The 22,096-nt window shown below is 47.7% G+C and carries 18 protein-coding genes; 5 read left to right on the top strand and 13 right to left on the bottom strand.

Annotation, left to right across the window (positions count from 1 at the left end):
* Nucleotides 1–110: 110 nt before the first annotated feature.
* A complete protein-coding gene (locus EKN56_RS16490; protein WP_130592785.1) occupies nucleotides 111–1,565 on the top strand; it encodes an aminotransferase-like domain-containing protein in 1,455 nt (484 codons plus the stop codon).
* On the opposite strand, the gene kdpE is transcribed toward EKN56_RS16490, so the two are convergent.
* The 6 genes from kdpE to kdpF are packed head-to-tail and all read right to left on the bottom strand — an operon-like array spanning nucleotide 1,555 to nucleotide 9,412.
* Nucleotides 1,555–2,244, bottom strand: coding sequence for a two-component system response regulator KdpE (gene kdpE / locus EKN56_RS16485; RefSeq protein ID WP_130592784.1), 690 nt, complete (start codon nucleotides 2,242–2,244; stop codon nucleotides 1,555–1,557). The two genes, EKN56_RS16490 and kdpE, sit on opposite strands and share 11 nt — an antisense overlap.
* Nucleotides 2,241–4,940, bottom strand: coding sequence for a two-component system sensor histidine kinase KdpD (gene kdpD / locus EKN56_RS16480; RefSeq protein ID WP_130592783.1), 2,700 nt, complete (start codon nucleotides 4,938–4,940; stop codon nucleotides 2,241–2,243). Before kdpD ends, kdpE begins: the two co-directional genes overlap by 4 nt.
* An 8-nt stretch (nucleotides 4,941–4,948) precedes the next feature.
* On the bottom strand, nucleotides 4,949–5,527 hold the full coding sequence (gene kdpC / locus EKN56_RS16475; RefSeq protein WP_130592782.1) for a potassium-transporting ATPase subunit KdpC: 579 nt from the start codon (nucleotides 5,525–5,527) through the stop codon (nucleotides 4,949–4,951).
* A gap of 23 nt (nucleotides 5,528–5,550) precedes the next feature.
* Nucleotides 5,551–7,617: a potassium-transporting ATPase subunit KdpB gene (kdpB, locus tag EKN56_RS16470; RefSeq protein WP_130592781.1), complete on the bottom strand. Its 2,067-nt coding sequence runs from the start codon at nucleotides 7,615–7,617 to the stop codon at nucleotides 5,551–5,553.
* 29 nt (nucleotides 7,618–7,646) lie between these two features.
* Nucleotides 7,647–9,323, bottom strand: coding sequence for a potassium-transporting ATPase subunit KdpA (gene kdpA / locus EKN56_RS16465; RefSeq protein WP_130592780.1), 1,677 nt, complete (start codon nucleotides 9,321–9,323; stop codon nucleotides 7,647–7,649).
* A complete protein-coding gene (gene kdpF / locus EKN56_RS16460; protein ID WP_130592779.1) occupies nucleotides 9,323–9,412 on the bottom strand; it encodes a K(+)-transporting ATPase subunit F in 90 nt (29 codons plus the stop codon). Before kdpF ends, kdpA begins: the two co-directional genes overlap by 1 nt.
* Nucleotides 9,413–9,739: 327 nt before the next feature.
* Between kdpF and EKN56_RS16455 the strand changes: the two genes are divergently transcribed.
* From EKN56_RS16455 to EKN56_RS16445, 3 genes are all read left to right on the top strand, one after another.
* Entirely contained in the window at nucleotides 9,740–10,066 is a 327-nt protein-coding gene (locus tag EKN56_RS16455; protein WP_130592778.1) for a 1,4-dihydroxy-2-naphthoate prenyltransferase, read from the top strand.
* A 218-nt stretch (nucleotides 10,067–10,284) separates the two neighbouring features.
* The gene (locus EKN56_RS16450; RefSeq protein WP_130592777.1) at nucleotides 10,285–11,652 is read left to right on the top strand and encodes an NCS2 family permease; all 1,368 of its coding nucleotides are present in this window, start codon (nucleotides 10,285–10,287) and stop codon (nucleotides 11,650–11,652) included.
* Between the two features lie 253 nt (nucleotides 11,653–11,905).
* Nucleotides 11,906–13,555 carry a Na+/H+ antiporter gene (locus tag EKN56_RS16445; protein ID WP_130592776.1) on the top strand — a complete coding sequence of 550 codons (1,650 nt, stop codon included), beginning with the start codon at nucleotides 11,906–11,908 and terminating at the stop codon, nucleotides 13,553–13,555.
* 111 nt (nucleotides 13,556–13,666) lie between these two features.
* On the opposite strand, the gene EKN56_RS16440 is transcribed toward EKN56_RS16445, so the two are convergent.
* A complete protein-coding gene (locus EKN56_RS16440; RefSeq protein ID WP_130592775.1) occupies nucleotides 13,667–14,149 on the bottom strand; it encodes a cold-shock protein in 483 nt (160 codons plus the stop codon).
* A 187-nt stretch (nucleotides 14,150–14,336) separates the two neighbouring features.
* Between EKN56_RS16440 and EKN56_RS16435 the strand changes: the two genes are divergently transcribed.
* On the top strand, nucleotides 14,337–15,035 hold the full coding sequence (locus EKN56_RS16435) for an RluA family pseudouridine synthase (protein WP_130593750.1): 699 nt from the start codon (nucleotides 14,337–14,339) through the stop codon (nucleotides 15,033–15,035).
* 229 nt (nucleotides 15,036–15,264) lie between these two features.
* On the opposite strand, the gene fis is transcribed toward EKN56_RS16435, so the two are convergent.
* The 6 genes from fis to accC all read right to left on the bottom strand — a co-directional run bounded on the left by fis (nucleotide 15,265) and on the right by accC (nucleotide 22,082).
* Nucleotides 15,265–15,561: a DNA-binding transcriptional regulator Fis gene (gene fis / locus EKN56_RS16430; protein WP_029096993.1), complete on the bottom strand. Its 297-nt coding sequence runs from the start codon at nucleotides 15,559–15,561 to the stop codon at nucleotides 15,265–15,267.
* The gene (gene dusB, locus EKN56_RS16425) at nucleotides 15,543–16,550 is read right to left on the bottom strand and encodes a tRNA dihydrouridine synthase DusB (protein ID WP_130592774.1); all 1,008 of its coding nucleotides are present in this window, start codon (nucleotides 16,548–16,550) and stop codon (nucleotides 15,543–15,545) included. The genes fis and dusB overlap by 19 nt, the downstream gene beginning before the upstream one ends.
* A gap of 355 nt (nucleotides 16,551–16,905) precedes the next feature.
* Entirely contained in the window at nucleotides 16,906–17,793 is an 888-nt protein-coding gene (prmA, locus tag EKN56_RS16420) for a 50S ribosomal protein L11 methyltransferase (RefSeq protein ID WP_130592773.1), read from the bottom strand.
* 47 nt (nucleotides 17,794–17,840) lie between these two features.
* The gene (panF, locus tag EKN56_RS16415; RefSeq protein WP_130592772.1) at nucleotides 17,841–19,289 is read right to left on the bottom strand and encodes a sodium/pantothenate symporter; all 1,449 of its coding nucleotides are present in this window, start codon (nucleotides 19,287–19,289) and stop codon (nucleotides 17,841–17,843) included.
* Complete coding sequence (locus EKN56_RS16410; protein ID WP_130592771.1) at nucleotides 19,279–19,524, bottom strand: YhdT family protein; 246 nt, start codon at nucleotides 19,522–19,524, stop codon at nucleotides 19,279–19,281. The genes panF and EKN56_RS16410 overlap by 11 nt, the downstream gene beginning before the upstream one ends.
* A 1,202-nt stretch (nucleotides 19,525–20,726) precedes the next feature.
* The gene (accC, locus tag EKN56_RS16405) at nucleotides 20,727–22,082 is read right to left on the bottom strand and encodes an acetyl-CoA carboxylase biotin carboxylase subunit (RefSeq protein ID WP_130593749.1); all 1,356 of its coding nucleotides are present in this window, start codon (nucleotides 22,080–22,082) and stop codon (nucleotides 20,727–20,729) included.
* Between the last annotated feature and the right edge of the window lie 14 nt (nucleotides 22,083–22,096).

Below are 22,096 nucleotides of genomic sequence, written 5' to 3'. Positions count from 1 at the left end.
TATAATAGGGGCGGTAAACTGAAGGTAACAGATACAGAAAACTGATATTTTAATGGATACAGTTATGGTAGCGTATTGTGTTATCCATGCTTTTCTTCCGGGGTTCATTCATGTCAGATAATCATGATTTATCGTTATATCTGCAGGTTGCTGATGGTGTTGTTGAATCAATTCGTCGTGGCGTCTTACAGGCAGGGGACAGGTTGCCTTCAATTCGGCATGCGGCTCGTAATCGTAATGTGAGTATTAATACGGTACTGGCGGCTTATCGCAATCTGGAAGATCGCGGTGTTATCGAGGCTCGTCCTCAGTCGGGGTATTACGTCAGAGCACGTTTGCCGGAGGTACATAAAACGGCGATGCCGGTGACCCCCGTCTCTTCCCCTAAGCTGGAAGTGCTGGATTTAATTGATATGGTTTTTGCTGCGCAACAGAACCCTAAATTTACGGATATCTCTTTAGCCTGTCCGGTTGGTGAAGAGTTTTACCCGGCAAAAAAACTGTCTCGTATTTTAAATCAATTATTACGCTCCAAACCCGATATGATTGGTACTTATAGTCTGCCGCCAGGCAGCCTGCGTTTGCGGCAGCAAATTGCCCGCAGAACGCCTTTGCTGGGAATGTCCCTTAGCGCTGATGAGATTATATTGACCCATGGTTGTCTGGAAGCATTGCAACTGGCGCTGCGCGCGGTCACCAAACCGGGTGATTGCATTGGCCTGGAGTCACCTACTTATTTCTATATGATATCCATGGTGGCGATGTTGGGGCTGAATGCGATAGAGATTCCAACCGACTCACAGCATGGCATTTCGGTTGATGCCGTTGAGGCATTGCTGAAAGAGAAGAAAATCGATGTTCTGATGTTAATGCCCAGCGTACAAAATCCGTTGGGATGCAGTATGCCAATCGAGGATCGGCAGCGTTTAGCAAAGCTGCTCAATCAATATCAGGTTCCAATGATTGAGGATGGGCTTTACTCCGAACTACAGTTCTCTGGCGACCTGCAGCCAGCGGTCAAAGCGTTTGATAAAGACGGTTGGGTGATCTTTTGTACCAGTTTTACCAAAACGCTGGCGGCGGACTTTCGTATTGGTTGGATGTCCGGTGGGCGTTTTGCCGAAAAACTGCGCCGGTTAAAAGCGCTCTCATCCATGTCTGAACCCACGATTCTGGCGGAGACGTTGGGGCAATTTTTGACCACCGGTGGATACGATCATCATTTGCGCGGGCTGAGAAAACGCTATGCCTTCCAGATGCAGGAAGCTCGGGGATTGATAGCCCGTTATTTTCCACAGGGAACCCGAGCCACTCAGCCTTCGGGAGGCTTTGTTATTTGGGTAGAGCTTCCGTTAAATGTGGATGGGGTAAAGCTATTTCATGCCGCATTGGCAGAACATATTAGTCTGACGCCGGGAATGCTGTTTTCACCCAGCGGGCGCTACGCGAATGCGTTTCGTCTCTCCTGCTGTTATACGTTTAATGAGCACTATATTGCGGCCATTAAACGAGTCGGTGAATTAGCCTGTGAAATGGCATTAAGCCCGGAAGACATCAAGGCATAAAACGATAGCCAACTCCGATTTCAGTCAGCAGATGTTTTGGACGGGCAGGGTCCAGCTCCAGCTTTTGCCGCAGGTGCCCCATATAGATGCGTAAATAATGGCCATGTTCAACACTATTGGGCCCCCAAACGCTGTTGAGCAACTGGCGCTGGGTTAATACTTTGCCGGTATTTGCCAAAAGCTCCGCCAGCAGGCGGAATTCAATGGGTGTCAGATGAATGGCTTCTCCCGCTTTGAGTACCTGACGATTGACTAAATCAACGCTGATATCTGAAAAGCAGATAACAGGTTCGTCTTTAGCATTGCCGGAGCGATGTCGCAATGCAACGCGTACTCGAGCCATTAATTCACTGATACCGAAAGGCTTCACCAGATAGTCATCGGCACCCGCGTCCAGCGCCTGGACTTTATCCTCTTCAGCAATACGGGCTGAAAGTACGATGATCGGCACCGAACTCCATTGGCGCAGATCGAGAATAAAGTCCAAACCATTACCATCGGGTAACCCCAGGTCCAGAATAATCAGATCCGGTTTACGGGTAGCGGCTTCCATCAGTCCGCGTTGCAGCGTTTCACTTTCATAAACCCGGCAACTTTCATTCTCCAGTGCAGCCCGGACAAAACGCCTTATCTCTTTTTCATCTTCTACGATAAGAATCGATAGTGGGGTTTGGGTCATGATTCTTCCATACTGGTTATGATTTCGGGTTGTGGCTCCAAAGGTAACGTGAAATAAAACCAGGCTCCACCATCAGGACCATTCTCTGCGCGGATACGACCACCATGAAAATGAATAATAGCCTGACAAATTGCCAGACCAAGCCCAATACCATGAATGGCCGACTCTTTGTTACCCCGGGAAAATTTATCAAATATTGCCTGCTCTTGCCCGTGAATAATACCGGCACCATTATCCCGTATAATAACTTCAATGGCCTGTTGTTCAGGCTGAACGGTTGCACTGATACTAATTGTGGCCTGAGGACCGGCATACTTCACCGCATTTTCTAACAAATTGAGAAAAACGCGTTCGAGCAGGGATGAATCACAATTAAGTAATGGGAGGTCCGGCGGAATTTGGATAATGACATGATTATCTTCCAGTATTCCTTCCAGCGTATGCAGCGCGCTGCCAACGATCTCCTCCAGCGATTGCCACTCTTTCTTTAGGGTAAAACCGCCGGACTGAATGCGAGCCATATCCAGTAGATTATTGACTAACTGAGCCGTACTCAAAATATACTGACGAATCTTTTCGGCCTGCTGATACTGAGGGAGATGACTGCTTTTCAGATCGGATGCCAGCATATCGGTTTGCCCCAGCAATACCGTCAATGGGGTTCGCAGATCGTGAGACAGTGCCGCCAGCAGAGAATTACGCAACTGCTCCCGTTCTGAACTCAGTTTTGCCTCTTCGGCAGTTTGAATCAGGTAGAGTCGTTCAAGGGCATTAGAAATGAGAACGCTGTAAGTCTGGAGCAGCCGCTGTTGTTCCGGCACCATAAGCTGCCTCAGGCTGGTGGGTTCAATAGCTAAAACGCCCAGCGTTTTATTTTGGCTGATTAATGGCTGTAATTGATAAGGAACGCTGGGTAACGTATCGGTGCCGGAACCCGCGGGCTGGCGTTTATCAAAACACCAGTGGGCAATAGATTCATCAACCACCATGGATAACTGATGATCTGATTTCACTTGCTGTAATCTGTTATCCCTGTCCGGTAGCCATAACTGGCTCTTGGCGTTAAAACTGCCATTAATAAAGCGTTCGCTACTTTTTGCAATGTCCTCAATGGTCAGGGCCTGACTGAGGGCTTTTGACATTTCATACAGGTGTCGGGCGCGTTGTTCGCGCACTCTGGCGACTTTTGCCTGATAGCGAACCCCGGAGGTCAGATTACCAATAACCAGACCAACACTCAGCATGACGCAAAAAGTCACGATATATTGAGCATCAGTGACCGACAGTGACCAACGAGGCTGAACAAAAAATAGATCGAAGCTGGCAACGTTAATGATAGTGGCAAAAACAGATGGCCAGCGGCCATAAAACAGGGCGATGATAACTACGCCCAGCAAATAGATCATGACAATGTTTGCCAGATCAAACATCGGCAATTGCCATTGTGCCAGCAGAGTAATCAACGAACAGAGCAGAATAGCAACGGCACAGCCGCACAGTTCCAATCGCCATTTTTCCGTAGCGGGGCGGCTATCACTCTCTTTAGCGAGTGATGGGGTAGGTGAATCTTCTACCGCAATAATTACCAGATCGAGGTCTGGTCCTAATTTTCCCAGACGATCGGCAAAGCTACTTCGTAGCTTCCAGCGCTGCTCACTACGGCGACCGATTAGAATTTTGCCCAGATTATGTTCCCGGGCATAGCGCAAAATAGCTTGTTCTTCGTTGGGGTCGGAGAGGGTTGCTGTCTCCGCTCCCAGCTCTTGTGCCAATTTGAGAGACATGAGAATGGCACGCCGTTGGCTTTTCGGCATTTGATGCAGCCTTGGCGTTTCAACATAGACCGCATGCCAAACACAGCCCAGCTTGGCTGCCAGTCGGGCTGCTGCTCTGACCAATTTATCGCTACCAGAGTGGCGACCGATACATAATAAAATAGCGTCTCGGGTATGCCACACCCGCTCTTTTTCACTGGTTTTTCGGTAGGCTTGCATCTGTTCATCTACCCGGTCGGCAGTTCGGCGCAGAGCCAGCTCTCGCAGGGCAATCAGATTTCCTTTACGAAAAAAGTGCTCAATTGCCCGTTCGGCTTGCCCGGGAAGATATACCTTGCCTTCATTCAGACGCTGACGCAGATCGTCCGGTGGAATATCCACCAGAATAACGTCGGTGGCATCATCAAACATATGGTCGGGCACGGTTTCCCGCACCCGAATACCGGTAATTCTACCGACCACATCGTTCAGACTTTCCAGATGTTGCACATTGATAGTGGTGAAAACATCAATACCGGCATTCAATAACTCTTCTACATCCTGCCAGCGTTTAGGATGGCGCGAGCCGGGGGCGTTGGTGTGGGCCAGCTCATCAACCAGTATCACTGCCGGGTGACGGGCAAGGGCAGCATCAAGGTCGAACTCTCTGATCTGGTGGCTGCGTAACTGAATTCGTTTTAATGGGAGAGTTTCCAACCCATCCAGTAGTGCGGCAGTTTCATCACGCCCGTGGGTTTCAATAATTCCGGCGACCACATCCAGACCCTGAGCACTCAGGCGATGCGCTTCCTGTAACATAGCATAGGTTTTTCCTACCCCGGCACAGGCACCAAAAAAGATTTTCAACTTGCCCCGGCTCTCTTCATTCACCTGCGCAAGTAATTGGTCCGGATCGGGCCGTTGGATTTCATTATCTGACATAACGATGTTTATTGCCCCACCTGAGTTGCACTATCCAGAGCTAAATTTAGCTCAAGTACATTGACCACGGGTTCACCGAGAATACTCAGCGGAGTTTGTGTATGCAATTTAATTAATTCTCTAACCTGTTCAGGTGCCAAATGGCGGGCGGATGCGATCCTTGGTATCTGAAAGTCGGCGCTCTGTGGCGAAATATGCGGGTCTAATCCGCTGGCAGATGCCAGTACCAGCTCGGCAGGAATGGCAGCCTTCGCCTCGGGGTTAGCCTGACGTAATCGTTGAATATTGGCATCAATGCGCTGCCTCAACAATGGGTTACTGGCCGCCAGATTACTGCCTCCGGACGCGAGCGGATTGTAAGGTTCAGGGCTGGTGGCCGAAGGGCGACCGCTAAAGTAACCCGCCTGATTAAACGTTTGCCCAATCAGTGCTGAACCCACTACTTTGTTCTGTACTGTTATTAACGAACCGTATGACTGTTGAGGAAACAACAAGTGAGCCAGTCCGGTTACTGCCAGAGGATAAATCAGGCCAGTAATCAGCGTGATAAATAGCAAAAGCACGATAGAAGGACGTAAATAGTTCATATACAGGTATCCAGTTTAGGGCGTTATGCCAGACCAATCAGGGTTAACAACATATCGATCAGTTTGATGCCGACGAATGGCACCAGCAGACCACCTAACCCATAGATAAATAAATTGCGGCGTAACAGCGCCGGAGCCGTCATTGATTTATAGCTCACGCCTTTTAATGCCAGCGGAATCAGGAAAATAATAATCAGAGCATTAAAGATAACCGCAGAAAGAATAGCGGAGGCTGGCGTGCTTAAATGCATAACATTTAGCATATTCAGTTGAGGGTAGGTCGCCGCAAAGGCGGCCGGAATAATGGCAAAATATTTGGCAACGTCATTGGAGATACTGAAGGTGGTTAATGCACCCCGAGTCATTAGCATCTGTTTACCAATGTGTACCACTTCAATCAGTTTGGTGGGGTTTGAGTCCAGATCCACCATGTTTCCTGCCTCTTTGGCCGCCTGAGTACCTGAGTTCATGGCAACGGCGACATCAGCCTGAGCAAGTGCCGGGGCATCGTTGGTACCATCTCCGGTCATGGCGACCAGTCGACCTTCGGCCTGATATTGACGAATCAGGGCTAACTTAGCCTCTGGCGTTGCTTCCGACAGAAAATCATCCACACCGGCTTCTGCGGCAATGGCACCGGCAGTCAGATGATTGTCTCCGGTAATCATTACGGTTTTTATACCCATTAGCCGCAATTGAGCGAAACGTTCTTTGATGCCGCCTTTCACAATATCTTTCAGGGCGACGACGCCTAAAACGGTAAGATTATCCGCCACTACCAACGGTGTTCCACCAGTGCGAGCGACTCGCTCTACCAGTTCGTTGACCTCCGCAGGAAAAGCCACCTGATTAGACTGCATATAGTTACGAATCGCATCAACGGCACCTTTGCGTATTTTTCTATCCTGAATATTAACGCCGCTCATTCGGGTTTGAGCTGAGAAAGGAATGAAGGAAGCATTCAGGCTGCTGATATCCCGTTCACGCAGATTAAAGCGCTGTTTTGCCAGTATTACGATGCTGCGTCCTTCCGGCGTTTCATCAGCCAGTGAGGCGAGTTGGGCGGCATCTGCCAACGCTTTTTCACTGACGCCGTGGGCCGGTAAAAATTCCGATGCCTGACGGTTTCCCAGAGTGATGGTGCCCGTTTTATCCAACAGTAAAACATCAACATCACCTGCGGCTTCAACTGCACGACCGCTGGTGGCAATAACGTTGGCCTCCAGCATTCTGCTCATACCGGCAACGCCAATGGCAGAGAGTAAGCCACCAATGGTGGTAGGGATCAGGCAAACCAATAACGCTATCAGGGTAATTATGCCAACTGCTGTTCCTGAATGGCTGCTTTCCACGCTGAAGACAGAAAATGGCAGGATAGTGACGGTTGCCACCAGAAACACAATGGTTAGGGCAATGAGTAAAATACTTAGCGCTACTTCATTTGGTGTTTTGCGACGTTTGGCTCCCTCAACCATGGCGATCATTCTATCCAGGAAAGTTTCGCCCTGATTGACCGTACTGCGAATAATTAACCAGTCGGACAGCAGACGGGTGCCTCCGGTAACGGATGAGAAATCCCCACCCGCTTCACGAATCACCGGAGCGGATTCACCGGTGATAGCACTTTCATCAACGGAAGCGCCACCCTCAATGATTTCCCCATCACAGGGAATCGTTTCTCCGGCTTTAACCAGTACGATATCGCCTTTTTGCAGTTGTTCTGAGGTGACTTGTTCAGAGGGAGCATCAGGATGAGGTTCGGATAATCGGGTAGCCCAACTGGTTTTTTTAACGCCTTTCAGGCTTTCTGCCTGTGCTTTACTGCGGCCTTCTGCCAGTGCTTCAGCTAAATTTGCAAACAGGACGGTAAACCACAGCCACAGGGCGATGCTGCCGGTAAACCGGGCATCGCCGTTAGCCGCGCCAGCCAGGATCGCCAGCCAGATAACCGTGGCCATCAGGCTACCCAAATAGACCACAAACATCACCGGATTACGCCATTGAACGCGGGGATCCAGTTTTTTCACCGCTTCTTTCAACGATTGTTGTACCAGCTTAGCCGCAAATAATGTGTTGTGTTGACGAGTCATAATGATTTCTCTTTGGTTTATCTGCGGAGTTAAAATTGAAGGTATTCAGCAATCGGCCCCAGCGCCAGCGCAGGAACAAAGGTCAGCGCTCCTACCAGCAAAATAGTGCCAATTAACAGACAGATAAAAATGGGGCCGTGAGTAGGTAATGTTCCGCTGCTGGTAGGTTGCTGTTTCTTCTCCGCCAGCGATCCGGCGATGGCTAAGACCGGCACAATGACGCCAAAACGGCCTGCCAGCATCACCAGTGCAAGCAGCAGGTTATAGAATGGGGTATTGACGCTCAGTCCGGCAAAAGCGCTACCGTTATTATTGGCCGCAGAGGAGAGGGCATACAGAATTTCGGTAAAACCATGAGCGCCAGGATTGAGAATAGCGATTTTACCCGCATCAACAGTTACCGCGAGCGCTGTTCCCACCAACACCAACGTTGGCGTAACCAGTATGGCTAAAGCAGTCATTTTTATTTCAGAACTTTCGATCTTTTTACCTAAATACTCGGGGCTGCGACCAATCATTAGTCCGGAGACAAATACCGTCAGCAAAACAAACAGCAGCATTCCGTAAAGGCCCGCGCCAACACCGCCAAATACCACTTCGCCAATCTGCATCAGCCAGAGTGGGACCATTCCTCCAAGGGCGGCGAAAGAGTCATGCATGGCGTTTACGGCACCGCATGAAGCTGCGGTAGTGACCACCGCATATAACGCAGAAGCAACCAGACCAAAGCGGCTCTCTTTACCTTCCATATTGATGTTGCTGTCTAATCCTAAAGTGGTCAGATAATCAGGACCATTCAGTTCGGCATAAAAGACGGCAATAACCGCAACGATAAAGATGAGTGACATACACCATAAAAGCGCATTGCTTTGACGAGTGTCACCAACGGCACGGCCAAAAGCCATACATAACGCACAAGGGATAAGGAATATCGCCAGCATCTGTACCAGATTGCTGAGAGCGGTTGGGTTTTCAAATGGATGGGCAGAGTTAGCGCCAAAAAAACCACCGCCGTTAGTTCCCAGCAATTTTATCGCCTCCTGAGAGGCAACAGGCCCCATTGGTAAAACTTGCGATGCGCCTTCCAGCGTTGTCAGATGAAGATAAGGACTGACATTTTGGATGACGCCCTGGCTGACAAAAAATAGCGCCAGCAACACGGAGAGGGGGAGCAGCAGATAAATAACAATTCGGGTCAAGTCGACCCAGGCATTACCGACCGTTGGGGATAATCTGCGGCTAAAGGCGCGGATAAATACCAGTGCGACGGCAATACCGGTGGCAGCGGATAAGAAGTTCTGCACCGTTAAGCCAACCATTTGGCTGAAATAGCTGAGGGTATTTTCGCCGCTGTAGGCCTGCCAGTTGGTGTTAGTAACAAAACTAACGGCAGTATTTAGCGCGAGATGCCATGACAGGTTAGGCATCTTTTCCGGGTTAAGAGGGAGCCATGCCTGAGTCATCAGTAAAATAAACAGCAAGACGAGCCCACAGAGATTAAATACCACAATGGCCAGCGCATATTGGTATTTGGTCATCTCTTTAGGTTTAACGGTACCGCAGCGCCACAGCTTCTTTTCTATCTGCATGATGTGGTAGGGCAGTTCGCCGTCAATGAGTCGGACCAGTAAACGGCTTAGCGGTAGTGACAAAATGATTAATAGGGTCAGGAATGCGGTGATAGTCAGTAGCAGAGTGATAGTCATTAGAAATCCTCCGCATGAAACAGCGCATAAATGAGGTAGCCGAGTAGTGCAATAACAATGAGTACCCCGGCAATCAGGCTTAGGCTCATGATAATTTCCTGAATGAAATGGTGATTAGTCGTTCGAGAAAGCGTAGCCGTCAGGGTGCAAAGATGTTGATAAAAGACATTTGAAAAGCGTAAAAATAATATAAAAATTTAAGAATAATGATGAGTTAGCGATAGGCAGAACGTTGTCTGGAGGGGGAGGTTAGTTAATTCCTCCTTTCAGGGGATTTCCCTGAGGCTATTAATTGCTATAGTAGCCGGATTCTCGTAATAGAATTCAGAGCCAGGATAACAGGGCCAATTTTAAGCCATTATTGATTTATCTTTTTTGGGCTAATTTCATTTTTATTCTAATTTAAGGTTTTTGTTATGCTAAGACGCGTTTCCTGGATTTTAGGCGCATTATCGCTGCTGATACCCTTTGCCTTGTATCTATGGCAGTGGTCGCAGCATCAAAAATTACTGGCGTCGGGTTTGGCGGGTGATGAGCTGGGGTGGACCTTAAGCGTAGTACTGGTTGATGTGTTTGTTGCCGGCTTTATTGCGTTTATCGCTTTACTGGTGAATGCCATTTCACTGTATCGCTTGCCGGAAGGCGAGGAGTTTAATCCGGTGGTCAGAATTATTGAGCTGGTACTTTTGGGTCTTCCTCTATTAGCCTGTCTGTTCTTTTTGGGTGTGTCGATGATGCACTAATTTTGGGACTAAAGGTTCCGCCTATTTTATTCGTCCGCCTATTGTTGTTTTCTTACTGAATAACGCAACAATAGGCGGTTTTTATTTCCTCTGCTTACCTCCCACGTAAAAATCTCTCAAAATTTGATAATAAAAGTTGAAATGGGGGTATATAAGCTCAGATAATCGTTTGCCTTAACTGTTTATACTGATTTTTACTCCTTTTGAGGACATCACCAATGTCGAATGTTAACGATCGGGACACGAGTTCTTCCGATCAGAAAGGTTCTCTTGACCGTTATTTTAAGATTTCTGCTCGGGGCAGTAGCGTCCGTCAGGAAGTTTTGGCTGGCCTGACAACTTTTCTGGCGATGGTTTACTCTATCGTTGTGGTTCCGAGTCTGTTAGGACAAGCGGGTTTTCCGGTTGAAACCGTGTTTGTTGCCACTTGTCTGGTTGCGGGGCTGGGCTCTTTAGCTATGGGGCTGTGGGCTAACTTACCGATGGCGGTAGGTTGTGCTATCTCTCTCACCGCATTTACCGCGTTTAGTCTGGTGTTAGGGCAAGGTCTTTCTATTCCTGTGGTGCTGGGGGCGGTGTTCCTGATGGGGGTACTGTTTACCCTGATCTCCGCGACCGGGATCCGTGCATGGATTTTACGTAATATTCCTATTGGAATTGCTCACGGTACCGGTATTGGTATCGGTCTATTCCTGCTGATGATTGCTACCAGTGGTATTGGTGCCGTAGTGAAAAACCCGGGTGCGGGTTTGCCAGTACAGTTTGGTGATTTCACCTCATTCCCTGTCATGATTGCCTTTATTGGTCTGGCCGTAATTATTGGTTTAGAGCGCCTGAAAGTCCCGGGTGGCATTCTGCTGGTGATTGTTGCCATTTCTGCATTAGGTCTGATCTTCGATCCGGCGGTGACTTATAACGGTATGAGTTCAATGCCATCGCTGGTAGCGAAAGATGGAACCTCGCTGATTTTCAGTCTGGATATTATGGGGGCTCTGCAACTGGCGGTTCTGCCGAGTATTCTGGCGCTGGTAATGACGGCGGTGTTTGATGCAACCGGTACTATCCGTGCGGTTGCCGGACAGGCTAACCTGTTGGACAAAGATGGTCAGATCATTAATGGCGGTCGCGCACTGACAACAGACTCCGTCAGCAGCATGTTATCTGGTTTAGTGGGGGCTTCTCCTGCTGCCGTTTATATTGAATCTGCTGCGGGTACCGCTGCGGGTGGACGTACCGGATTAACCGCGTTGGTGGTTGGTGCACTGTTCCTGCTGCTGCTGTTTTTCTCTCCATTAGCCAGTCTGGTACCGGGTTATGCCACAGCACCTGCATTAATGTATGTTGGTTTACTGATGCTGAGTAACGTTGCTCGTCTGGATTTTGACGACTTTGTTGATGCGATGGCCGGGCTGATTTGTGCGGTATTTATCGTATTAACCAGCAACATCGTAACCGGTATTATGCTGGGCTTTGCCTCGCTGGTGATTGGTCGCGTCTGCTCTGGTGAGTGGAGAAAGCTGAATATCAGTATTGTGTTGATTGCTGCTGCGCTAGTGACCTTCTACGTTGGTGGTTGGGCTATCTAACGTTATTTTCTGACTGGCTTCGCTGTTTTATTGTAGTTGGGGTAAATCAGCGAAGTCAGTAACCTCCTCAATTCCCTTTCTCTTTTTCTCGTTATTCTCTTCTTTCTCTACTCCTGTTGCACTTACCTGATATACGAGTTGTGTTGTAAAAGGCACGTTTTACTTTTAGCTATAAAAGGTATGGTGCTATTTTATTACTACCGCTTTTTTAATGGGTGGCAGGGGTGTTTTGTCCGGTAGTTATGAGGGATTTATGGAAATATTTTTTACGATTCTGATTTTAATTTTGGTAGTTTCTCTTTCGGGGGTGGTCACCCGAATGTTGCCTTTCCAGATCCCTCTTCCTTTGATGCAAATAGCCTGCGGTGCGCTGTTGGCGTGGCCAACCTTTGGTTTGCACGTCAATTTTGACCCTGAGCTGTTTCTGGTTCTGTTTATTCCTCCTTTGCTGTTTGCCGACGGCTGGCGTACTCCGTTGCGTGAGTTTTTGCATCATGGTCGTGAAATTTTAGGATTAGCGTTAGTGCTGGTGGTGCTAACGGTAGTTGGTGTTGGCTATTTGATTCATCTGATTATTCCAAGCATTCCGCTGGTAGCGGCGTTTGCTCTGGCTGCGGTACTGTCGCCAACGGATGCGGTCGCGTTGGGTGGCATTGTGGGTGAGGGTAAGATCCCTAAATCCATCATGGGGGTTCTGGAAGGGGAAGCATTAATGAACGATGCTTCCGGCCTGGTTTCTCTCAAACTGGCGGTTGCTGTCGCCATGGGGGTGATGGAGTTTACGGTTTATGGGGCAACGGTGGACTTTTTAATCGTTGCGGTAGGTGGTGTGCTGTCAGGCATTGCCATTACCTGGTTATACAGTAAATCTTTACGCCTGCTTAGCCGCTGGAGCAGTGACGATCCGGCGACGCAAATCGTACTGATGTTATTGTTACCTTTTGCTTCCTATCTGGTGGCAGAACATCTTGGCTTCTCCGGTATTCTGGCATCGGTAGCGGCGGGTATGACTATCAGTCAATCCGGGGTTATTCGTAATGCGCCTTTAACCATGCGGTTAAGAGGCAATAGTGTTTGGGCGATGCTGGAGTTTGTATTTAACGGTATGGTCTTCATTATGTTAGGGCTACAACTACCGGATATTCTCTCCGCCTCAATACTTCAGGCGGAAAGCGATCCTAATGTTGAAGTCTGGCATTTGTTTATGGATATCGTCTGGATCTATTTTGCGTTGATGATTATGCGCTTCCTGTGGATCTGGCTGATGAAAGTCTACAGTAAACGCTTCCTGAAAAAGCATCCCTTGTTGTTTGCTACCTATGGCGCACGTGAAATATTTATTGCCACTTTCGCCGGAGTTCGCGGAGCCATTACGCTGGCGGGCGTGCTCTCAATACCGTTGCTATTAACCAGCGGCCTTCCTTTCCCCGCCCGTTATCAACTGGTGTTTTTAGCGACGGGAGTCATTCTGTTTTCGTTGGTGATGGGAGTGATTATTTTACCTCTTCTGCTGAGAGGGTTAGTGGTGACTGATAAGGCCACTCTGGAGGAAGAGGTACGAGTGGCCTGGGCATCTATGGCGGAAGTGGGCATTGTTAGCCTGGAGAAACTGCGTGACCGTATTGAGGCCAGCAGTGAAGAAAACGTTGATCCACATATGCTAACTGAGGTCAGTTCAAGAGTTATTGGTACCTTGCGTAAGCGAATTTATACCAGTGATGAACGAGCCCGGGCACTGGAAGATGAACAACTGGAACGGCGTTTCCGCTTAACGGCGCTGAGAGCAGAACGTGGTGAGCTTTACCACCTGCGGGCAACGCGTAAAATCAGCAATGAGACGCTACAGAAGGTGCTGTATGACCTGGATCTGTTAGAAACGCTGCTGGTGGATAAGGTGCATTGATAGGGTTCGCTGGTAGTGTACTCTGTTTTTAGATGATAAAGGGGCTTTTTAGCCCCTTTTGTCGTTTATGTTGATTTTATCACCGGGTGGTTTATGACTGCCTGAATTATTTTAAACTTTGAGCAGTTTCACTGTTGCATCCACGTCTATTTCATCTTCCGTGAAGATTAACGTCGTTCCCTGAAAAGTGGTAATCGCGAGTTTTTTTAGCGAACGCATTTCACCTGGCTTAGTGGCTGATTTCGGTCTGATACTATTCATTAGAATACCCACAGACAGCACCACATTATCTTTATCAATATGGGGATCGGCGGATACTTCTTCGCTGTAAACCAGATAAGAGCGAATCGACGTCAGTTTAATACGCTCACCTGCAATATAGATGTATTTGCTTTCCGGTATGACTTTTACCGAGTGAGCTGACAAACCTTTATTATTCGTAGTAGGTTCGAAAGTCACCGCTGCATCTTTCTTAATCAGGTCAGGATTGGCGACTTTAATCACATGAAAATAACGGTTATCGCCGTTTTCATCTTTGATAAATCCAAAACCTTTATCTTCAAACCACGTAGTGATCGTTCCATTCATCGCCATTACCGCCTGCTTATCGTTTATCAACTCAGTTTTTGCAATGCGCAGTGTAAAACACAATGGCTGCGCAGACTACGTCTTTGGTTTAAGTCTGGATGATAAATTTCCGGAATGCGAGGAGAACGACCAGATTCGCCAGTCGGTTTAAAATTGGTTATCATCCGCTCCCACTCTCCTCGCGGGTAGCATGATGTCTGAGATTATTGATTCCTTTATTGCCCCACAGTGCCATGACAAGATAGAGGTTCTCTATCAGGACGATCATCTGGTGCTGATCAATAAGCCTGCCGGGTTGCTTAGTCTCTCGGGGAAAAATCCGCAAAATCTTGATTCGGTGCATCATCGGCTGGTACAGATATTTCCCGGTTGCACTCTGGTGCATCGTCTTGATTTTGGTACTTCCGGGCTGATGGTGGTTGCCCGCAATAAGGCTATCAATGCCTCTCTTTGCCAACAGTTCAGCCAGCGCTCAGTGACTAAAGTGTACAGCGCACTGCTCTGCGGACATCTGGACAACAATGCCGGAGTGGTAGACGTGGAGATTGCCAAAGACCCGGTGTTGTTTCCACTGATGTCAATCTGTGCAGTTCACGGCAAGCCCGCTCGCTCTTGCTATCGGGTCGTTGAGCGTTTTTATCATGAATTGAAAGACGGGACGTTATTACCATTGACACGGGTAGAGCTAACCCCGGAGACCGGACGCACGCATCAACTTCGCATCCACTGCCAGCAGCTGGGGCACCCTATTTTAGGCTGTGACCTGTATGGTGGCCGCCTGCTGCCGGGTACCGAACAAACGCCCCGACTGATGCTGCACGCCAGTGGGTTGCATTTTATTCATCCCATCAGCGAAGAGTGGGTTAAAGCCCATAATGCCAGTCCGTTCTGAAAGCAAAAGCCTCTGTGATGATGTTGCCATGAAAACGCCTGATGTGGCGTACAGTGCATGTGGAAATGCCTGATCAGATGATTTTAAATATAAAATCTGATATCCATCGTGAGGCTAATTCAAGCTGGAAAATTAAAAATGCAAATTTTTGTCAGATAACTTGTTAATAAAAAAGGCGCTTACCCAAATAGCATAAGCGCCTTCTTTTCAATCAGTTAACTGACCGGTATTAGTTCATACCGTATTTTTTCAGTTTCTTGCGCAGAGTACCACGGTTGATACCCATCATGGTCGCAGCGCGGGTCTGGTTACCGCGAGTGTACTGCATAACCATATCCAACAGAGGTTGTTCAACTTCGGCCAGTACCAGTTCATAAAGATCGTTAACGTCTTGACCGTTAAGCTGAGCAAAGTAGTTCTTTAATGCCTGTTTAACCGAATCACGCAGAGGTTTTTGAGTGACCTGGTCTTGTGAATTTACGGTAGCGACGGTTAATACGTCAGAATTTACGCGTTGTTCGAACATAGTTCTGTTAGCTCTTCTATCTGTTTAGGCAAAATTTCAAAATATGCCCCCAGTGCATCCAGTTGCTCATTGGCATTCTCGATTGCATTGAAGGTGCGCCGAAACTGGTCATTTGGGGCATGTTCCTGCAAGTACCAGGAGACGTGCTTACGCGCGATGCGGAGTCCTTTGCCTTGACCATAAAAGTCGTGCAATTCTCTCACATGCGAGGTTAACAAGCGTTCCACTTCGCCGAGTGGCATTGGTGGTAACAGCTCCCCAGTGTCCAGATAATGCTGGATTTCCCGGAAGATCCAAGGTCTTCCCTGAGCCGCTCGTCCTATCATCAGAGCATCGGCTCCGGTATAGTCCAAAACGGTTCTGGCTTTATGCGGGTCGGTGATATCCCCGTTAGCGATAACCGGAATATCTACGTTCTGCTTAACCGATCGAATGCTGTCATATTCAGCCTCACCGTTGAATAAACAACGACGAGTACGTCCATGTATGGTAATGGCCTGAATACCACTGCGTTCTGCCAGTTGGGCAATTTCAACACAATTACGGTTTTCCGGATCCCAGCCGGTACGGATCTTTAATGTGACCGGAACGTCAACGGCGTTCACCACAGCACTAAGAATCTTTCCAACTAACTCCGGATACTGCAATAGTGCAGATCCTGCCAGCTTGCGGTTAACTTTTTTGGCCGGACAGCCCATATTGATATCAATAAGCTGTGCTCCGTTTTCCACATTAATGCGCGCCGCTGCCGCCATATCTTCCGGATCGCTTCCGGCGATTTGAACGGCCCGAATACCGAGCTCATCAAGGTGTACCATGCGCAATCTCGACTTATCGGTACGCCAAACTTCCGGGTTGGAAGAGAGCATTTCCGAAACTGTCATTCCAGCTCCCATCGCATAACACATCGTTCTGAAAGGACGATCTGTTATTCCCGCCATTGGAGCGGCGATTAAACGATTTGTTAGCTGAAGGTTACCAATGCGCATCGACAACGAAGACCATATATGTCTGCAAGGGCGCGTATATTACGCATTTTTTGAACCAGATGAAAGGACAAACTTTGAACAATCTACGACTAAAATCAAAGAAATTAAGGCCCCACAGTGATCCGTAATTTATTCATCATATTTAACAATGAGTTATTAGGATGTTCGGTTTTGTCATCGTTTAGAAAAATTCTGCACTATCGGTCAATCATCCAACGTTTCATAAGGTGATTAACTAAGGATTCAGCTATTCTGACCGGCATTTGTGGGTGAGAGCAGCATAAGCAAATAAAAACCAAAGGGGCCGTCTGTAACCAGACAACCCCTTGCTTTTATTCAGCTTTAAATTAAATCATCAGGCGCTGGTTTTTACACCGGTAATACGGCACCACTCTTCTTTTTCCGCGACCGGATCGAGTTGAAACATTGTCTGATAGGCTTGAGCCACCCCTTCAGCCTGAGTGGCTAACACGCCAGATAGCCCCAGATGTCCACCCGCTACAGGCAACTGGCTGATAATCGGTGCCAGCTCTCTTAACGGACCAGCAAGGATGTTAGCAACCACCACATCGGCCTGCAGATCCTGAGGCTGGTCCTTGGACAGATAAAGAGATAAACGCTCTGAGACACCATTACGTTGCGCGTTATCACGACTGGCCAGAATAGCCTGTGGGTCAATATCAATACCGATAGCTTTTGCCGCGCCTAACTTAAGGGCGGCGATGGCTAAAATTCCGGAACCACAGCCGAAATCGATCACCGTTTTTCCTGCTAAATCCAGACCATCCAGCCATTGCAGGCAAAGTGCTGTAGTAGTGTGGGTTCCGGTACCAAAGGCTAAACCCGGATCGAGCATAACGTTCACGGCATTTACATCGGGCACTTCGCGCCAGCTTGGGCAAATCCACAGCCGTTCGCCAAAACGCATTGGGTGGAAGTTATCCATCCATTCCCGTTCCCAGTCTTTATCTTCTAACTGTTCGATTTTATGTACAAAATTGGTGCCTAGCAGAGGGTTGTGTTCCAGCATGGCAACCACTTGCTTCATATCCGTTTCTGCATCATACAGGCCGATAACGTCGGTATCGCCCCACAGGCGCGTTTCTCCCGGTAGAGGTTCAAAAACCGGCACGTCATGGGTATCCTGAAAGGTGACAGAAACCGCACCACTTTCAACCAGCACATCACCAATTTCTTCCGCTTTATCACCGGTGGTATTTAATTTTAACTGTATCCAGGGCATAGCAATTCTCTTTAAGGGATAAACAAGTTATCCCGGTTGTGTAATGTTTATTTTGCCGGTATTACCGGTGCATTCACCGCACGTTCACCCAGTTTATTACCTATCAGGAAGGTAATAATGCCGATACTCAAAGCAGGGACGATAGGGTGAAGGTCAAAAATTTGTATCTTCAGGGTAGCCAATACGGCGTAGCACACCGCGCCACAGACCATGGAGCACAGCGCCCCCTGTGCATTAGCTCGCTCCCAATATAAGCCTAAGACTAATGGCCACAGGAATACGGCTTCTAATCCACCAAAGGCTAACAGGTTCCACCAAATAATCATTTCCGGTGGACGCCAGGCCGCCAGAATTAACAACAATCCCAAAATAAAGGTCACACTGCTTGATATACGAGCCAGACGGCGCTCATTGCGGGCCTGTTCTGGTTTCAGGCTAAGATAGAGATCTTTGATTAACGTCGCCGATGACTGAAGCAACTGGGCATTAATGGTAGACATAATTGCTGCCAGCGGCGCTGCCAGAAAAATACCGGCGGCCATTGGAGGCAGAACTTTAATCATCAGCGTTGGGATCACCTGATCGGGAATGGTCAGGTCAGGCATAATCGCCCGCCCTAAAGCGCCCGCCAGATGCATACTGAACATCAGGATCGCAACAATGATGGTACCAATAATAATGCCGCGATGTACCGCTTTGCTGTCTTTATAGGCAATACAGCGCACCGCGGTGTGTGGTAAACCAATAACGCCAAAACACACCAGGATCCAGAAGGAAGCCATAAACGGCAGGGACAAGAAGTCGTCAGCACCGGTGGGTGATAACAGCTTAGGATCGATCTGCTGCAGTTTATCTACGGCAGTACCCAATCCTCCGGCGGCATAGATTACGGCAACCAGCAGTAAAATAGCGCCAATTAACATTACCATACCCTGCAGGGCATCGTTTAATACGCTGGCGCGGAAGCCACCGAAAGCAGTATATAACGCAATAGTGACGCCAAATATCAGTAAACCTATGTCATAAGGCACTCCTGCGGCAGTTTCCAGCAGGCGCGCACCACCGATAAACTGTACTGTCATCGCCCCAATAAAGGCTAACAGCAAACTGATACTGGCGAACCAGACCAGCGTTTTGCTTTGGTAACGGGCATAAAGGACATCGTTCAGCGTCACGGCATTGTAACGTCGGGCCAGGATGGCAAATTTTTTGCCCAATACGCCGAGTGACAACCAGACCGCAGGCAGTTGAATCATGGCTAGCAGTACCCAGCCCAATCCATATTTATATGCAGCACCGGGGCCACCGATAAATGAGCTGGCGCTGATATAGGTAGCGGTCAGCGTCATTGCCAGTATAAAGCCGCCCATTGAACGATCTCCAAGGAAATAATCGTTCAGGAAATTCCCTTTCTGCCGTTTGGTATAGGCGTAAATTGATAGCCCAAAAACCAGTACCAGATAGGCAACCAATGGCAGGACGATATCAAGTTGCATCGTTATTATCCTCCAGCGGAATATCCCGGAAGACAAAGCGCACCATAAACCAACATAAGAGAATAAAAACCAGAGGAACCAGCAAACAGGCCATTTCAAACCAGTGAGGCAATCCGGTTATTCCCTGTTGGGAGTCTGGCAGATAGGCCGCCAGCGTCCAGGCTATCAGGTAGGCTATGGTTAGCCACACCGCCCAGCGCGCTTCTTTATGAGCCTGAAGAAAACGAGGATCCAATATGTACTCCATCACGTTAAACAGTCAGAGGTTATGGGCCAAAGGATAGAATTGTACGGAAACGGATACGTTTGCCTAGGACTTTTTTGTGTTACCGCCAGGTTGTGGCGCGATTCACTTCATTCATTATCTTTTATTACTCATTAACCAGTATGAAGGCGTTTGATTACTTTGGGACCGATTGCCTTCATACCGGGACAGGGCTAATTGACGATTTGGTTAACTTTTTTTTCCCGGAACACTTTCATCAATATAACCTTTTGAATTTGATATGAGACCAACAGGAAACATAGAAAACCGAAAATCACCAACCCCGTCATTGCGATTTCAGGTGAAGTGAAGTGGCCAAATTGATTAATCAGGTGTGTTGATATCAGATAAATAACGTAGCTCAGAAGTATAACCAGCAACACATAAATAGTCGTGGCAGTGATAATTTTACGAATATTAATTCTATTCTGAGGTGTGTTTAAATTTTGATAGCAAGCCGCTGCCGAGACAAGGGTATTTAGAAAAATACATGACATCATGATGAGTGTTATTGACAACAAGAGGCTACGGTTTTCATCATTAAGATTTATGAACCCAGATAGTATGATATCTATCAGTCGGTATAAAATAGCGGATGTAAGAATGCTGTAAACAAACGAAGTAGCAATATGATAGTAACGACTATCCGATTCTATATTATTGGCTTTCGCTGATGGCCCTATAAAAATGTTCAATATAAAGAAGACAACAGAATAGAATATCAACATATAAATAGGAAACTTCAATCTATCTAATGGATTGTCTCCACTTAAATCATATGAATAACTTATAGATAGTTCCTGAAATAATTTTAATATATACCTATAAGATGTACCCGTAAGCTGTTTTTGAACTACAATAAAAATAATTACTGATACCCAAATAATCCATTTGGCTGAATATGTTCTACCGTTGTTTAAACAAATAAATAGAGTAAGAATAATGGCGCATGCATAGATAAAACTCAAAAATGAGTTAAGTAGTAAATTCCACAAGATGGGAGTATCTAACGCATACTTAAAATTAGGAATACTAACGATACAAAAAAGAATGAACTTGATAAAGATAATAACGAATGGAACAGCAAATTGTGAAGACCTATCCATACTAATTCCTTGTTATAAAAAAGGCCGATAATTATCGGCCTTTCCGGATGAGTCGCTTCAGAAAAATTACTTCTCCTGAATACCCAGCATTTTTTCCAGATAGTGAATGTTGGTTCCGCCTTTCTCGAACCCTTTATCATTCATAATCCGCAGTTGCAGGCTAACGTTGGTTTTGATGCCATCGATGATCAGCTCAGCCAGCGCATTCTTCATGCGGGAAATAGCGACTTCACGGGTTTCACCGTAAGCAATCAATTTACCGATCATGGAATCATAGTATGGCGGTACGCTATAACCGGCATAGATATGAGATTCCCAGCGAATACCGAAGCCGCCCGGAGCATGGAAACGGGTGATCTTGCCCGGAGAAGGCAGGAAGTTATCCGGATCTTCTGCGTTGATACGGCATTCAATAGCATGACCATGCACCTGAACATCTTTTTGCTTGATAGACAGTTTTTGGCCATCTGCCACACGCAGCTGTTCTTTAATCAGGTCAACGCCGGTAATCATTTCGGTAACCGGGTGTTCTACCTGAATACGGGTGTTCATCTCGATGAAATAGAACTCGCCGTTTTCATACAGAAACTCAAAGGTACCTGCACCACGGTAGCCGATTTCCACACAGGCTTTAGTACAACGTTCACCGATGCTGCGACGCAGTTCTTCAGTGATGCCTAGTGCCGGTGCTTCTTCAACCACTTTCTGGTGGCGACGTTGCATAGAACAGTCACGTTCTGCCAGATACACCGCATGGCCCTGACCATCCGCCATAATCTGAATTTCGATATGGCGTGGGTTTTCCAGGAATTTTTCCATGTATACCATGTCGTTGTTGAAAGCCGCTTTGGCTTCCGCACGCGTCATGACAATGGATTCTTCCAGATCTTTGTCGCTACGCACTACGCGCATACCGCGACCGCCGCCGCCGCCAGAAGCTTTGATGATAACCGGATAACCGATGCGCTTAGCCAGCTCACGGTTTCTTGCCATATCATCATCCAGTGGGCCATCAGAACCAGGAACACAAGGAACCCCGGCTTTCTTCATGGCATGGATAGCGGAAACTTTATCGCCCATTATACGAATGGTATCGGCTTTAGGGCCGATAAAGATAAAGCCAGAGCGTTCTACCTGTTCGGCAAAGTCTGCGTTTTCAGACAGAAAACCATATCCCGGGTGGATCGCATCGGCACCGGTGATTTCGGCAGCGGCAATTAACGCAGGGATATTCAGATAACTTTTAACTGACTGGGCAGGGCCGATACACACGGTTTCATCTGCCAGCAGTACGTGTTTTAAATCGCGATCGGCGCTGGAGTGAACGGCAACCGTTTTAATGCCCAGTTCTTTACAGGCACGCAAAATACGCAGGGCGATCTCACCCCGGTTCGCGATAACAACTTTTTCGATTTTGTCCATTTTTTTAGACATAG

Origin of the sequence: Limnobaculum zhutongyuii (assembly GCF_004295645.1) — a bacterium.
Lineage (GTDB): Bacteria > Pseudomonadota > Gammaproteobacteria > Enterobacterales > Enterobacteriaceae > Limnobaculum > Limnobaculum zhutongyuii.
This window is presented reverse-complemented; position numbering and strand designations above follow the sequence as displayed.

What these genes read in the sequence shown, in the direction of transcription:
- panF (WP_130592772.1), bottom strand. Translation starts at nt 19,289, where the DNA reads ATGCAACTTGATATCGTCCTGCCATTGGTTGCCTATCTGGTACTGGTT.
- kdpD (WP_130592783.1), bottom strand. Translation starts at nt 4,940, where the DNA reads ATGTCAGATAATGAAATCCAACGGCCCGATCCGGACCAATTACTTGCG.
- EKN56_RS16435 (WP_130593750.1), top strand. Translation starts at nt 14,337, where the DNA reads ATGTCTGAGATTATTGATTCCTTTATTGCCCCACAGTGCCATGACAAG.
- kdpA (WP_130592780.1), bottom strand. Translation starts at nt 9,323, where the DNA reads ATGACTATCACTCTGCTACTGACTATCACCGCATTCCTGACCCTATTA.
- kdpE (WP_130592784.1), bottom strand. Translation starts at nt 2,244, where the DNA reads ATGACCCAAACCCCACTATCGATTCTTATCGTAGAAGATGAAAAAGAG.
- EKN56_RS16445 (WP_130592776.1), top strand. Translation starts at nt 11,906, where the DNA reads ATGGAAATATTTTTTACGATTCTGATTTTAATTTTGGTAGTTTCTCTT.
- kdpF (WP_130592779.1), bottom strand. Translation starts at nt 9,412, where the DNA reads ATGAGCCTAAGCCTGATTGCCGGGGTACTCATTGTTATTGCACTACTC.
- fis (WP_029096993.1), bottom strand. Translation starts at nt 15,561, where the DNA reads ATGTTCGAACAACGCGTAAATTCTGACGTATTAACCGTCGCTACCGTA.
- prmA (WP_130592773.1), bottom strand. Translation starts at nt 17,793, where the DNA reads ATGCCCTGGATACAGTTAAAATTAAATACCACCGGTGATAAAGCGGAA.
- EKN56_RS16490 (WP_130592785.1), top strand. Translation starts at nt 111, where the DNA reads ATGTCAGATAATCATGATTTATCGTTATATCTGCAGGTTGCTGATGGT.
- EKN56_RS16440 (WP_130592775.1), bottom strand. Translation starts at nt 14,149, where the DNA reads ATGGCGATGAATGGAACGATCACTACGTGGTTTGAAGATAAAGGTTTT.
- EKN56_RS16455 (WP_130592778.1), top strand. Translation starts at nt 9,740, where the DNA reads ATGCTAAGACGCGTTTCCTGGATTTTAGGCGCATTATCGCTGCTGATA.
- EKN56_RS16450 (WP_130592777.1), top strand. Translation starts at nt 10,285, where the DNA reads ATGTCGAATGTTAACGATCGGGACACGAGTTCTTCCGATCAGAAAGGT.
- kdpB (WP_130592781.1), bottom strand. Translation starts at nt 7,617, where the DNA reads ATGACTCGTCAACACAACACATTATTTGCGGCTAAGCTGGTACAACAA.
- accC (WP_130593749.1), bottom strand. Translation starts at nt 22,082, where the DNA reads ATGGACAAAATCGAAAAAGTTGTTATCGCGAACCGGGGTGAGATCGCC.
- dusB (WP_130592774.1), bottom strand. Translation starts at nt 16,550, where the DNA reads ATGCGCATTGGTAACCTTCAGCTAACAAATCGTTTAATCGCCGCTCCA.
- kdpC (WP_130592782.1), bottom strand. Translation starts at nt 5,527, where the DNA reads ATGAACTATTTACGTCCTTCTATCGTGCTTTTGCTATTTATCACGCTG.